We start from the raw sequence: 13,213 nt of genomic DNA, 5'->3' as shown, positions 1-13,213 counted from the left end.
TCCTTGGGCGCTTCGCCGTCAGAGACATGCAAGCGCTGGTCTTCGCCATCGCCAACGAGCGAGAACCTCGTCTGCTGCGTCCAGGTTTCGCCTTCTCCTTCCATGTCGAGCCGGACAACCACGTCGTCGCCTTCCATCTCCACTCCGCTGACCGCGCCGATCGATCTCGTAGAACAGGATCTCGGATGCAGAAATTTCCATCAGCATGTCGCTGGCCGGGTTGCAGGTCCCGCCTTCGTAATCCCACATGCCATGAAAGCGGGCGGGGGTCAGCGCGGCGGACCCGCCCGGTGGCCCCGCGCCATCCCCGATGCCGCCATCGGGTTCGACCGGCATCATTGTTTCGCCGGAAGGCATTGTTTCGTCGGACGGCGTTTCGGCCTGCTGCTGTTCCACCGGCTCATCGCCAGCGCCGCAGGCAGTCATGAGCAGCGCCATCGCTGCCAAGCCCGTAACTCGTCGCATCATCGTTCCAGCTCCGTGGTGCCGCCAATTGCGGTGAGATTGCCTTAGCGAAGCGCGCGCGGCGAGCCAAATGCGCTGTCCGATCAAATTGCATAAGCCGGGCGCAGTCCTACAGAGCTTTGCAGATATCGTTCCTGGCCGCTTCGACGACCCGCGCGTAATCTTCATCGGTCGGAGCGAGGCGGCGGATCAGGATGATGCCCTTATCAAACTGCGTGTAGGTCGCATTCTCGGCAGCGGCGCCGCTCCCCTCTGCCAGCAGTACGGTTTCCTGCGGCTCGCCATTGCCGCGAATGGTGCGGAAATTGTTGGTCCGTGCGTCGAAGAAAGACAGGCTGGAATAGCCCTCGTAACCGCCCATTCTCACCCGCACGCCATCGGGAGCCTCGCCAAGGTCGAACCGGCATCCCGAATAGGCCAGATCGGGGGAGGGGCGCACAACGCTTTGCGTATCGGGCCGCATCTGCGGAGCGAGCGCGAAGCCGTGAACCGGCGTGCCGCGCTCGCCGATCAAGGTGTAGGCGCGGTCCATGATGAATGACGGCGCATAGTGGACTATCGCGGCGTGAGCGATGATGCCGAGCGCGGCACTGACGGCGAGCGGACCCAGTAACCGCTTCATGCCGCGTCCCCTGAACATCCGATGCGCTCGACCGATGGCGCCGCGATCGTTTCTCGGGGCCGCTCCAGCACGCCTTGATCGGGAACATAGAGCCGGAAGGTCAGATCGAATTCACCGGAGGCCCTGCTCGATATCCAGCCGGTCTCGCCTCCGGGCTCTGAAGGTGCGATGATCGCGGACCATGCGCCACCTTCGCCGCCTTGCGCTTCGGCGCGGCTGGCATCGAAACTGAGCGCGCCATCGGCGTTGTCGGGCAGAAAATTATCCGAATTATAGAGCGTCACCGACCACCAGCGCGCTGGCATCGCGCCGCCGCTGATCCGGTATCGGCAATCCTCGGAGAACGGCCTGCCGCCATCATCGACACTCCGGGTGAAGTAAACCGCTTCGGTATTGGCCAATGCGAGCAGGCCGTGGCGCGCGATCCGGGCACGAGAATACGGGCTTGCATCTTCCGAACCCATGGCGAAATCGCCGTACCACTTGTCCAGCTCGATCGGACCCTGAGTGCGGCGATCACCGGGCAGCAGACCGGCCATTGCCAGCGCGGAATACCCTCCTATCGCGATGCCCAGCAGGGCAAATGCAAGATAAGTCAGCGCGCGTTTCAAGGCCCGTCATCCCATCGTGGGAATGACAAATGCGTTCGACCCATCACCGCCGCCATCGGGCCAGCGCTGGGTGACCTTCTTGAGCTTGGTCCAGAATTTGAGGCCCTCGGTCCCGTATTGGTCGATGTCGCCAAATCCCGAACGTTTCCAACCGCCGAATGAGTGATAGCTGACCGGGACCGGGATCGGCACGTTGATGCCGACCATGCCGACGTTCACGCGGCTTGCAAATTCGCGCGCGGCGTGGCCGTTGCGGGTGAAGATCGCCACTCCGTTTCCGTATTGGTGATCGCTCGGCAGGCGCAAAGCGTCCTCGAAATCGTTAGCGCGCACGATCTGAAGCACGGGGCCGAAGATCTCTTCCTGATAGCTCTCCATCTTGGGCGTGACATGGTCGATCAGGGTCGGCCCGACGAAGAAGCCTTTTTCATGGCCTTGAAGCGTGAAGCCGCGGCCATCGACGACGATCTCAGCGCCTTCTTTCTCGGCGGTGTCGATCCAGCCTTCGATGCGGGACTTGTGCTCCGGGGTCACGACCGGGCCGTAATGCGCGTCCGGATCGCTCGACACGCCGATATTGAGCGCGTGGATCGCCGGGATAAGCTTTTCCTTGAGCCGCTCCGCAGTGTCCTCGCCAACCGGGACAACCACCGGCAGCGCCATGCAGCGCTCACCCGCCGAGCCGAAGGCCGCGCCCGCCAGGTCGTTCACCACCTGATCGAGATCGGCGTCGGGCATGACTATACCGTGGTTCTTGGCGCCGCCAAAGGCCTGCACACGCTTGGCATTCGCGGTCCCGCGTGAGTAGATATATTGCGCGATGTCGGACGACCCGACGAAACTGATCGCCGAAATCGCCGGGTGATCGAGGATCGCGTCGACCATTTCCTTGTCGCCGTGCACGACTTGCAGCAGCCCTTCGGGCGCGCCCGCTTCAAGGAACAATTCGGCGAGGCGCACGGGAACGCTTGGATCGCGCTCCGACGGTTTGAGGATAAACGCATTGCCCGCAGCGATGGCCATGCCGAACATCCACATCGGGATCATCGCCGGGAAGTTGAACGGGGTGATGCCGGCCCCGATGCCAAGCGGCTGGCGCATCGAATAGACGTCTATCCCCGGACCGGCGCCCTGCGTGTATTCGCCCTTCAGCACCTGCGGGATGCCGCAGGCATATTCGATCACTTCAAGCCCGCGCTGCACATCGCCCTTTGCGTCGTCGATCACCTTGCCGTGCTCCGAGGAAAGCAGCTCGGCGAGGGCTTGCATGTTCGCCTCGATCAGCTCCTTGAACTTGAACATGACGCGGGCGCGTTTCTGCGGGTTGGTCGCGGCCCATTCGGGCTGGACCTTCAACGCCGTCGCGACCGCCTGGTCGAGCAAGGCGGCATTGCCAAGGCCGACCTCTGCCTGGACCTCGCCGGTGGACGGGTTCCAGACCTGATGCTTGCGGGTCGGGGCGGGGCTGTCGCCGACAATGAAATGGTCAATCTGACGCATGGGGGGAATCTCCTCTTCCTTGCTGCAGCCAATGCAACAGCGCGCGCGCAGCGGCAAGGGGAAGCCGCCTCGCTAAAGTGCTTGTTTTTGACGCTTTGGCAGGCGGAGAGGTTTAGCCGCCGCTTGCCGGATAGCTCGACCAGATGGTGCGTCCGGTACGGCCCGAAAGCGACGACATTGTACGCCTGCTGGCGGTCGCCATACTCCATGCCGGGCGAGCCGATCGGCATTCCCGCGACCGCCAGCCCGCGCACGCCCTCGGGCCGCTCCTTGAGCAGACGGGCCACATCGGCAGCGGGCACATGACCCTCGATCACATAGCCATCGACCAGCGTTGTATGACACGAGGAAAGGTCGGCGGGCACACCGGCGCGCCGTTTCATCGACTGCATATCCGGAGTGCTGACCGACTTCACCTCGCCGGTCTCACCGGCAGCGGTCCAGTATTGGCGCATGTGTTCGAGCCATTCGAGACAGCACCCGCACGAAGGGCTTCGGAACATCGTCACTTCGGCGGCCTGCGCGGCGCCACCGCACGCAGCGGAGACCAGCAGCGCGAGGGCCAAAACGGGTTTGCGGAGGACGTTCTTTGCAGCGTAATTCATGACCGCCGTTTAGCGCAACCAGGCAGCAATTTTCAATCGAGTTCTTCGCCGCACCGGATTGCCGGCGAGCAAGATTCGCGTTGACGCGCGCAGCCTCACACGACAAACGCTGCGGCGCCGAGCGGGTGTAGCTCAATGGTAGAGCAGCAGCTTCCCAAGCTGACGACGAGGGTTCGATTCCCTTCACCCGCTCCAGAGTTTTTGTCTGCGCTACCGCTGCGCTTCTTGAGCGCGTGTTTCTTTGCGCTACCGCTTCGCTATTTGAGCGCGGTCGGTCAGGCACGTTCCTCGGTTTTTCGCTTCATTGGCCGCGCCCGGTGCGATTTGCTATGAAACCCGCTGCTCGATCACTGCATCCGGAGGGGGTATTCGAATGGCATTTGCGATTGACCTGGCGCTGTGGTTTGCAGCCCTGTCTGTCGGGGTGATGGCGGGGGTTTACTTCACCTTCTCGGTATTCGTGATGCGCTCGCTCGACCGGATCGAGCGTCCGATGGGGATGATTGCGATGCAGTCTATAAACCGAGTGATCGTGCAATCCGCTTTCCTGCCGCTATTCTTCGCAAGCACTCTCGTCTGCGCGGCGCTGTTCGTAATCGCTGCGCTCGATCTGTCTGCGCCGGGAGCGGCAGCGATGCTGGCCGGGAGCGCGATTTACGTCGCGGGCATGTTCGTCGTCACGGTCGCGGGCAATGTGCCGCTCAACAACGCTCTCGAAGCAACCGCCGCGCGGGGCGATGACGCAGAAAAGATGTGGGCGCGGTACATGCAGCGCTGGTTGCCGTTCAATCACGTACGGACACTATCCTGCACCATTGCGCTCGGATTGCTCATACTGGCGCTGGCCGAGCGGTCGTAAGCGAGACGCGCGCACTCACCCCTCGCGCAGGCTCTCCATGTCGATGACGAAGCGGTACTTGATATCGCTTGCCTCCATCCGGTCATAGGCGGTCTGGATGTCCTGCATCGCGATCGTCTCGATTTCTGGCAGTATCGAATGCTCGGCGCAGAAATCGAGCATCTCCTGCGTTTCCTCAAGGCCTCCGATGCCGCTACCCGTCAGCACCTTGCGGCCCAGCAGCACGCCGGTGTGAAGCTCGGGCAGCATGTCAATCATGCCGACCAGCACCTGCACCCCGTCGATCCGCAACAGCTGGAGATAGGGGGTGACGTCATGGCGCACGGGGATGGTGTTGAGCACCATGTCGAAATAGCCCGCCTTGGCCTTAATCGCGGCCTTGTCGCCGGTGTTTAGAAAGGCGTGCGCGCCGAGCTTTTCGGCGTCCTCGCGCTTGGATTCGCTGCGGGACAGGACGGTCACTTCCGCGCCCATCGCCGCTGCCAGCTTCACGCCCATGTGACCAAGCCCGCCAAGCCCTGCGACCGCGACTTTCGAGCCGGGGCCGACCTTCCACGTGCGCAGCGGCGAATAGGATGTGATCCCGGCGCACAGCAGCGGTGCAGCTTCGGCCATTGGCAGAGCGTCCGGCACCTTCAGAACGAATTCCTCGCGGCACACGATCCGCTCCGAATAGCCGCCAAATGTGGTCGATCCGTCGCGCCGGTCCTTGCCGTTGTAAGTGCCGGTCATGCCGCCATCGAGGCAGTATTGTTCAAGGTCGGCCTCGCAATGCTTACATTCGAGGCAGCTATCGACCATGCAGCCAATGGCGACCCGGTCGCCGACCTTGTGCCTGGTGACATCGTCGCCAACCGCGCTGACCGTGCCGACGATCTCGTGCCCCGGAACGATCGGGTAGGTCGTAAAGCCCCAATCGTTGCGCGCCGAGTGCAGGTCCGAATGGCAGATGCCGCAATGGCTGATCTCGATCAGGACATCGTCATCGCGCAGGCCCCGGCGGGTGATATCCATCGGGCCAACGCCGCTGTCGGGCGCGGTCGCGCCGTAAGCTTTGGTCGGGTATTCGTTGGTAGTTGTGGCCACGTGGAGAACCTTTCAGATTAGAGGAATTCGGGCCGTAGGATCGCAAGGGCGACTGCCCGCCGGCCGGTAGGCCGTGAGAGATCACCGGGGCGGCATTCTTATCGCTCCGTCGAGCCTCAATTGATGTCCGTTGATGTAGCTGTTGCGCGCGATCTCGACGATGAGCGACGCGAATTCTTCCGGTTCGCCGAGGCGTTTGGGGAAGGGGACGCTGGCGTTCAATTGGTCCCACATCTGCGGGTTGCGGTCCTTCATGCCGAGCATCAGCGGGGTCGCGAAGATGCCGGGCATGACCGAGTTTACCCGGATGCCGAGATCCATCAGGTCGCGCGCCATCGGCAGGACGAGGCCGTTCACTCCCGACTTGCACGATCCGTAGATGACCTGCCCGATCTGCCCGTCCTGCGCCGCCACGCTGGCGGTAAGCGTGATCGAGCCCCGCTCCCCGTCTGCATTGACCGGATCGGCGTTCGCCATGCCGAGCGCAGAAATGCTGGCGATGCGGTAGCTGGCGACGAGAATGCCCTCGGCGCCGAACGCGTAATCCTCGGTCGGCAGGCGCTTGTATCCGCCGGTCTCCTTGTCATAACCTACGGTCTTGCCGCGCTTCGATGCCATTGCGCAGTGGACGGTGACGCGTTCCTGGCCATTCGCGGCGCGGGAGGCGGCAAAGCCGTCCAGTGCGCTTTGTTCGTCGGTGATATCGACATGGTGATAAGTGCCCCCGATGGCGGCGGCGCGCTCCTCTCCCGCCTCGTCATTGATGTCGAAGATCGCGACTTTCAGCCCTTTTTCCGCGAGTGCCGCCGCGCTGGCCCGGCCCAGTCCCGATGCGCCGCCGGTGACGATGGCGGCCATGCCTTGTTCGAGCTTCATTGCCTCTCCTTCATGTCTCTCCCGGCCATGCCTAGGCCGGTTCGCGGATCGCTGCCACCCGCCAAAATGAAGCAGGGCGCGGATCGCGGCGCGCCGGGCTGGTCAGTGCGGCCCAGCGTGCTAGGGCGGCGGGCGTAATGGATGCTTTCCTGCTGACTCTGATCCTGACATTCGTGATCGCGCTGGGCGGGCGCGACCAGCTCATCGTCGGGCAGTTCTCCGACGCGGCGGGCCGCACATTGCCGATCCTGGTGGTCGGCATTGCCTGCGCCGCGGCGAGCGCTGGGGTGATGGCCTATGCCGGTTGGAGCATCGCCGGACTGCTGCCCTCTCGCGCCGCAGACATGCTGGTGGCCATCGCGCTGGGAATGGCCGGGATCGAGATGCTGTGGCCAGTGCAGCTGAAACGCATGAAGGAACCCACGCGCAGCTACGTCGCCATCGGCGCGGTCGTGTTCACCCGCCAGATCATGGACGCTGCCCGCTTCGTGATTTTCGCCTTCGCCGCGCAGGCCGTCTACCCCTTGGTGACCGTGATCGGCGGCGCGCTGGGCGGCGCTGCGGCCATCGCGATGGGCTGGTTGCTGGGCAAGGACCGGCTGGAGCGCGCGCCGCTGCTGTGGATACGGCGAGCCATTGGCGTGTGTTTGATTGTTGCGGCGCTATTGATCGGATTGAACGCTCGTTACGCGGCCATGTGATCGGTTTACCCGATTAGTGCGATTGGGTTTTCCTCGAAACAAATCGCCTGCCGAACCGTTGCATTAGTGAACGAACAAAAGGCGTCTCACTCTCCCCAAGAGCCGGGCGTCACCCATCCACATGACAAGGAGGACAAGCATGCTTGATCCCAACAACAATTCGAAAACCGCACTCATCGCCGAGATTAACGGGCTGCTCGCAGACCACTTTGCGCTGTATGTGAAGACCAAGAACTTTCACTGGCACGTGAAGGGTCCGCGGTTCCGCGACCTGCACCTGCTGTTCGACGAACAGGCGATCGAAATTCGCGACCAGATCGATGCGATCGGTGAGCGTGCCCGCAAGCAGGGCGGCGACACCATCACCTCGGTCGGCATGATTTCGGAAATGACTCAGGTCAAAAACCAGGATAGCGCCACGCTGAGCGCCGAAGACATGATCACCGAACTGCGTGACGACAACCAGTCAATGGTTGACCGCCTAAAGGGCATGAAGGACCTTGCCGAACAGGCAGGCGACAACGCCACCGACGGCTTGATCGACGACTGGACCGACATGGCAGAGGAACGCGTCTGGTTCCTCAACTCGCTGCTCGGATAAGAAATACGAATGCGCTTACAGGCGCACACGTCCAAGGGGCCGTTTCCGCATAGCCGGGAGCGGCCCTTTTGCTATAGTTCGCGCCATGAACACCGTCACATTCACCCATGATGCCCCGACAGGCACGATTGCCGACTGGCTCGAATCCCGCCTCACATCGGCGCTGGAAGCGGCCGAGGGATCGGTCGCCGTCACCATACCGGGCGGATCGACACCGTTTCCGATCCTGGCCGAGCTGGTCGAACGCGATCTCGATTGGGGGCGCCTCCACTTCTGGCCCAATGACGACCGGATCGTGCCCGAAGATCACGATGCCTCCAACACCGGCAAGATGCGCGCGCTGCTCGAGCCGGCGGGCGCGAAAGTGATCACGCTCACAGAAGAGAGCGCACCCCCGCGCTTTGCCCTGACGTGGCTCGGGATGGGACCAGACGGTCATATCGCATCGCTGTTTCCGAACACCGATCCCCAACTGGACGATCCGGAGCGTGTCCGCCGCCTCACCCCCGATCCGCTGCCTGCTCACGCGCCGTTCGACCGCATCACCCTGACATTGCCAGCCTTGCTGGATACGGACGCCATCCTGTTCACACTCGGCGGGGCGAAGGACAAGCTCGCGGTGTTCGAGGGGGCTGCTGCGGGCGAGCATGATTTGCCCGCCGCGCGCCTGTTGCAAGCCGCGCAGGCACGCGGCGACATAGAGATCGCCTGCTTCACCTGATGATTGGTCTGATCCCCGCTCCCCTGCACCGCGCGCTGATGCCGCTGGCGCACAAGATCCGGCACCGCTGGCGCAAGTTTCACGGTAAGCCGATTGCGGGCGTCAGCGTGGTTCTGACCAATATGCACGGCGATGTGCTGCTGCTGCGCCACTCCTACGGGCCTGATGTATGGGCGCTACCAGGCGGCGGGCTGAAACCCGGTGAAGACCCGGCGGAATGCGCCCGGCGTGAAGTGCGCGAAGAATTGGGTGTCGAGATCACGGCACTGGAACGGGTGGCAACGCTGGAGGAGGAATTGTCCGGAGCGCCGCATACCGCCAACCTGTTCGCCGCCATTTGCAACACCCGCCCTGTACCGGACCGGCGCGAAGTGATCGCCGCGCGTTTCTTCCCCTCGCATTCGCTCCCCGAACCGCTGGGCAAGCTAACCCGCTCGCGCATTGCGGCGTGGAAAGCACGCGGGACAGGCGCCGATTAGAGCAGCGATAGCTGCGCGTTGTCGGGTGCGGGGTCCTTGGTGTCGCCGCGGTCGAGATTGGACAGCGTCAGACCCATCAGGCGGATCGGCATGGGCAGCGGCAGCGCCTCTTCCAGCAATGCGCGTCCAAGGCGGGCAAATTCGGTCTTGTCCTCGACCCAGTGGGACACAGATTTTGCGCGCGTCATCAGCTGGAAATCGGTGAATTTCAGCTTGAGCGTCACGGTGTGCCCGCGCACTTTCCTGTCATTTCCGCCGGCGTTTTCCACGCGCGTCCACACGATGTCCACAATGTTATCCAGCGTCTCGCGCAGCTGCGCCCCGCTCGAAATATCCTCGCTGAAGGTGCGTTCCCCGCCGACCGATTTGCGCTGCCGGTGCGCGCGCACCGGTCGCAGGTCGATCCCGCGTGCAGCCCGGAACAGGTAATCGGCAAAGCTGCCGAAATTGGCGCGCAGAAACGCGATGTCCTTCGCCGCGAGATCCGCTCCGGTTTCGATGCCGAGCCGCTTCATCTTCTCCTCCGCCTTCGGCCCGACGCCGTGAAATCGCCGGATCGGCAGGCCAGCGACGAAATCGGCGCCTTGTCCGGGTCGGATGATACACATGCCGTCGGGCTTGTTCTGGTCGCTCGCCAGCTTGGCGAGGAACTTGTTGTAGGACACGCCCGCGCTCGCGGTCAGACGGGTCTTGGCCTTGATCTCCTGCCGGATCAGTTCGGCAATGCGGGTTGCGCTGCCGATGCCAAGCTTGTCCTCGGTCACGTCGAGGAACGCCTCATCGAGGCTGAGCGGTTCGACATGCGGGGTGTGGTGACCAAAGATCGCGCGGATCTGGCGGCTGGCTTCCTTGTAGGCGTCGAAATTGCTTTTGACGAAGATCAGGTCGGGGCACAGCCGCTTGGCTGTGACCGATGGCATCGCGCTTTTCACGCCAAACTTGCGCGCCTCGTAACTCGCCGCTGCGACCACGCCGCGCCCGCCCGATCCGCCGACCGCGACGGGTTTGCCTTGCAATTCAGGATTGTCGCGCTGCTCGACGCTGGCAAAGAACGCATCCATGTCGACATGGATGATCTTGCGCAGGCCTGCCGCCTCTTCATCTTCATCGCTGGTTGCCGGTTCAGCCATGCGGCAAAGATAGGGTCAAGCGCCGCGCTGAGGAACCTTTCGCGTGCACAAAGATTTTGTGCACATGCGAAAAGAACAGTGGTCTTCCGGCGAGCCTTTGGGCAAAGGGCCGCCGATGGTGACCACGACCACCCCTCCTGCGCGTGCCCAAAAGGCAGACGCCTCGCGCACTCCCAGATCGATGGGAGAGACCGAGCTTATCTGGATGATGGCGCTGCTGATGGCCTTGCAGGCTTTCGGCATCGACGCGATCCTGCCCGCGCTCGACGAGCTTGCGCTGGCGCTCTCGGTTGAAGGGAATGACCGTCAATTCGTGATCGGCGTCTACCTGCTCACCGCAGGGATCGGCGCGCTGGTGCCGGGCGCGCTGGCGGACAGGTTCGGGCGCAGGCCCATCCTGCTCGGGTCTATCGGCGTCTATATCGCACTCTCTTTCGCAAGCGCATTGGTCACCTCCTACGAGGCGCTGATTGCGGTTCGTGCCGCGCAGGGATTTTTCGGCGCAGGCATCGTCGCGCTTCCCCCCGCGATTATCCGCGACCGCGTGGGCGGCGACAAGATGGCGCGCATGATGAGCCTGATCTTCGTGATCTTCCTGATGGTCCCCGCACTCGCACCCGGCATTGGTGAGCTGATCCTGATGGTCGCGGACTGGCGCGCGATCTTCGTAGCGATGGCCTTGCAAGGCATCATCATCGGAAGCTGGGTCTATTTCCGCCTGCCGGAAAGCCTGACAGAGGATAACCGCCAGGAAATCCGTCCACGCGTGATCGGGCGAAACATGGCGCGCGCGGTCAGCCTGCCGAGCGTCGTAGGGTATATCTTTGGCAGCGCGGTCGTGTTCGGCGCATTGTTCGGGTTCATCAATTCCTCGCAGCAGCTGATCACCGAGACCTTCGGCGCAGGCGACCTTTTCCCCATCGTGTTCGGCATCTGCGCAGGGTCGATGGCGCTGGCAAGCTGGTCGAATTCACGCATTGTCGAACGCTTCGGTGCGCGGCGGGTGAGCCACACCGCCCTGTTTGCCTTCATCGCAGTGGCTGCGGCGCAGGTGTTCTTTGCCTTCCAGCCGCAGCAGAGCCTCCTTGTCTTCGTACCGCTGATGGCGACCAACATGATGCTGCTCGGCTTTATCGGCAGCAATTTCGGCTCGATCGCGATGAACCCGTTCTTCGCCATTGCAGGCGCAGCGAGCAGCGTGCACGGCTTCGTCCGCCTGACCATGGCGGCGGTGCTGGGCGCGGCGATTGGCTACGCCTTCGATGGCACCGCGCAGCCGCTCGCACTGGCGCTCTTGGCGAGCGGGCTGACGTGCCTCGCGCTCGTGCTGTTCAGCGAAAAGGGCAAGCTGTTCGGCCCGCCCGAAGACGAGATGGGCCCCGGCACGGCGCCTGCGGAATAACTACTCGGTCTCGAGTTTACGCCACGCCAGTTCCGCAAATTCGCACAGCAAGGGCCGCGTATCGCGCGGGTCGATGATGTCCTCGACGTTGAACCGCTCGGCGCTGCGGAAGGGCGAAGTGACCTTTGCCAGCCGCTCCCTAATCGCTTCCAGCTCGGCTGCGGGGTCATCGCTGGCTTCGAGTTCTGACTTGTAGGCTACCTCCAGCCCGCCCGCGATGGGCAGGCTGCCCCAGTCGCCGCTCGGCCAGCAGAACCGGTACTGATACCTCTCGGCATTGCTCATCGCGCTGCCCGCGATGCCGTATGCGCGGCGCAGGACGATGCTGGCGAGCGGGACGGTGGCGCGGTAGATCGCGTTCATCGCCTGCACGCCGTAGCGGATCGTTCCCGCCATCTCCGCTTTGCGCCCGATCATGAAGCCGGGATTGTCGACCATGTGGACGATGGGCAGACGGAACTGGTCGGCCAGTTTGACGAAACGTTCGACCTTTTCCGATGTCTTGGCCTCCCACGATCCGCCGAGATAACTCGGGTCGCTCGCCACCACGCAAACCGGATAGCCATCGAGCCGGGCGAGGGCCGTGATCGCCGCGCGGCCCCAGTTCTTGCCGATTTCGAACACGGTTCCCTGGTCGAACACCAACCCCAGGCAGCGGCGCATCGAATAGACCTGTTTGGGATCGTGCGGGACAAGGCTGAGCAGCTCCTCCTCGCGGCGATGAACCGGGTCGGTGCAATTGGATCGGCGCGCCAGCTGGCCGACATGTTCAGGCATGAAGGCGAGGAAATGCCGCGCGCGGGCGAAGGCTTCCGCCTCGCTCGCCACTTCGTCATCGACCACGCCGTTGCGGGTATGGATGTCCGCGCCGCCGAGTTCCTCCTTGGCTTGCCCGTGATCCTTGGCCTGCTCGTAATTCGCGCCCATCGCGCCGACAACGGCGGGACCAGCGGCAAAGATCTGTGAGAGCCCGCGCACCATGACCGAGTAGTGGCTCGCCACCGTGCGCGCTGCGCCCAGCCCGGCGGTCGGGCCGAGCGCCAGCGCCACGACCGGCACGGTGTCGAGGTTCTCCACCACGTCGCCCCAGCCGGGAACGGCGGGGATATAGGTCGCGCCGATCTGTTCGAGCGTTTTGACGCTGCCACCGCCGCCGGTGCCGTCGATCATGCGGATGATGGGGAGCTTGAGTTCGTGGGCCATTGTCTCGGCCTGCACCATCTTGCGGCTGATCCCCGCATCTGCCGCACCGCCGCGAATGGTGAAATCGTCCGCCGTGGCGACGACTGGACGGCCGTTGATCGTGGCCTTGCCGAACAGAAAGGGGGCGGGGGTAACGCCGGTCAGATCGCCATTATCGTCGTAATGCCCCTTGCCGGCGATCTTGCCGATTTCGCGGAAGGAGCCGTCATCGCAGAGCGCCGCGAGCCGCGCGCGCGCATCCATCTTGCCGCGCCCATGCTGCTTGGCGACCTTGTCCGGCCCTCCCATTTCCTCGGCAAGCGCTTCGCGGCGGCGCAGTTCTTCGAGTTCCTTTTGCCAGGTCATTTATGTG

14 protein-coding genes, 1 tRNA gene and 1 pseudogene are annotated in these 13,213 nt (G+C 63.4%); 7 read left to right on the top strand and 9 right to left on the bottom strand.

The window, feature by feature from the left end; all coding sequences use genetic code 11:
• Positions 1 to 18: 18 nt before the first annotated feature.
• From AC0L39_RS14055 to AC0L39_RS14035, 5 genes and pseudogenes are all read right to left on the bottom strand, one after another.
• A complete protein-coding gene (locus AC0L39_RS14055) occupies positions 19 to 468 on the bottom strand; it encodes a hypothetical protein (RefSeq protein WP_473258807.1) in 450 nt (149 codons plus the stop codon).
• A 106-nt stretch (positions 469 to 574) separates the two neighbouring features.
• A complete protein-coding gene (locus tag AC0L39_RS14050; RefSeq protein WP_473258805.1) occupies positions 575 to 1,087 on the bottom strand; it encodes a DUF1254 domain-containing protein in 513 nt (170 codons plus the stop codon).
• Entirely contained in the window at positions 1,084 to 1,698 is a 615-nt protein-coding gene (locus AC0L39_RS14045; protein ID WP_473258803.1) for a DUF1214 domain-containing protein, read from the bottom strand. Before AC0L39_RS14045 ends, AC0L39_RS14050 begins: the two co-directional genes overlap by 4 nt.
• Before the next feature lie 6 nt (positions 1,699 to 1,704).
• Complete coding sequence (locus AC0L39_RS14040) at positions 1,705 to 3,198, bottom strand: CoA-acylating methylmalonate-semialdehyde dehydrogenase (RefSeq protein WP_473258801.1); 1,494 nt, start codon at positions 3,196 to 3,198, stop codon at positions 1,705 to 1,707.
• Positions 3,199 to 3,464: 266 nt separating this feature from the next.
• Positions 3,465 to 3,581 (bottom strand): annotated as a pseudogene (locus tag AC0L39_RS14035) (DUF411 domain-containing protein); the annotation flags it as partial.
• Between the two features lie 343 nt (positions 3,582 to 3,924).
• On the opposite strand from AC0L39_RS14035, the gene AC0L39_RS14030 reads away from it, so the two are divergent.
• Both AC0L39_RS14030 and AC0L39_RS14025 read left to right on the top strand, forming a co-directional pair.
• A tRNA-Gly gene (locus AC0L39_RS14030) sits at positions 3,925 to 3,998 on the top strand.
• Between the two features lie 178 nt (positions 3,999 to 4,176).
• Positions 4,177 to 4,662, top strand: a complete 486-nt coding sequence (locus AC0L39_RS14025) for an anthrone oxygenase family protein (RefSeq protein ID WP_473258799.1) — start codon at positions 4,177 to 4,179, stop codon at positions 4,660 to 4,662.
• A gap of 15 nt (positions 4,663 to 4,677) precedes the next feature.
• On the opposite strand, the gene AC0L39_RS14020 is transcribed toward AC0L39_RS14025, so the two are convergent.
• Positions 4,678 to 5,748 (bottom strand): NAD(P)-dependent alcohol dehydrogenase, encoded by a 1,071-nt coding sequence (locus AC0L39_RS14020; protein WP_473258797.1) that lies wholly within the window; start codon positions 5,746 to 5,748, stop codon positions 4,678 to 4,680.
• An 81-nt stretch (positions 5,749 to 5,829) separates the two neighbouring features.
• Entirely contained in the window at positions 5,830 to 6,624 is a 795-nt protein-coding gene (locus AC0L39_RS14015; RefSeq protein ID WP_473258795.1) for an SDR family oxidoreductase, read from the bottom strand.
• Positions 6,625 to 6,761: 137 nt separating this feature from the next.
• On the opposite strand from AC0L39_RS14015, the gene AC0L39_RS14010 reads away from it, so the two are divergent.
• From AC0L39_RS14010 to AC0L39_RS13995, 4 genes are all read left to right on the top strand, one after another.
• On the top strand, positions 6,762 to 7,325 hold the full coding sequence (locus AC0L39_RS14010) for a hypothetical protein (protein WP_473258794.1): 564 nt from the start codon (positions 6,762 to 6,764) through the stop codon (positions 7,323 to 7,325).
• A 139-nt stretch (positions 7,326 to 7,464) separates the two neighbouring features.
• A complete protein-coding gene (locus AC0L39_RS14005) occupies positions 7,465 to 7,926 on the top strand; it encodes a Dps family protein (RefSeq protein WP_473258792.1) in 462 nt (153 codons plus the stop codon).
• 85 nt (positions 7,927 to 8,011) lie between these two features.
• On the top strand, positions 8,012 to 8,647 hold the full coding sequence (locus tag AC0L39_RS14000) for a 6-phosphogluconolactonase (protein WP_473258790.1): 636 nt from the start codon (positions 8,012 to 8,014) through the stop codon (positions 8,645 to 8,647).
• Positions 8,647 to 9,126 (top strand): NUDIX hydrolase, encoded by a 480-nt coding sequence (locus AC0L39_RS13995; protein ID WP_473258788.1) that lies wholly within the window; start codon positions 8,647 to 8,649, stop codon positions 9,124 to 9,126. The genes AC0L39_RS14000 and AC0L39_RS13995 overlap by 1 nt, the downstream gene beginning before the upstream one ends.
• Here the strand turns inward: AC0L39_RS13995 and dinB are convergent.
• Positions 9,123 to 10,256: a DNA polymerase IV gene (gene dinB / locus AC0L39_RS13990; protein ID WP_473258786.1), complete on the bottom strand. Its 1,134-nt coding sequence runs from the start codon at positions 10,254 to 10,256 to the stop codon at positions 9,123 to 9,125. The genes AC0L39_RS13995 and dinB overlap by 4 nt on opposite strands.
• A 115-nt stretch (positions 10,257 to 10,371) precedes the next feature.
• On the opposite strand from dinB, the gene AC0L39_RS13985 reads away from it, so the two are divergent.
• On the top strand, positions 10,372 to 11,658 hold the full coding sequence (locus AC0L39_RS13985; RefSeq protein ID WP_473258784.1) for a multidrug effflux MFS transporter: 1,287 nt from the start codon (positions 10,372 to 10,374) through the stop codon (positions 11,656 to 11,658).
• On the opposite strand, the gene AC0L39_RS13980 is transcribed toward AC0L39_RS13985, so the two are convergent.
• Positions 11,659 to 13,206 (bottom strand): acyl-CoA carboxylase subunit beta, encoded by a 1,548-nt coding sequence (locus tag AC0L39_RS13980; RefSeq protein ID WP_473258783.1) that lies wholly within the window; start codon positions 13,204 to 13,206, stop codon positions 11,659 to 11,661.
• Positions 13,207 to 13,213 lie beyond the last annotated feature (7 nt).

Source organism: Erythrobacter sp. K21-9 (assembly GCF_055808355.1).
Note: the sequence above shows the minus strand (reverse complement) of the source record. Positions and strands in the feature narration are given on the sequence as shown.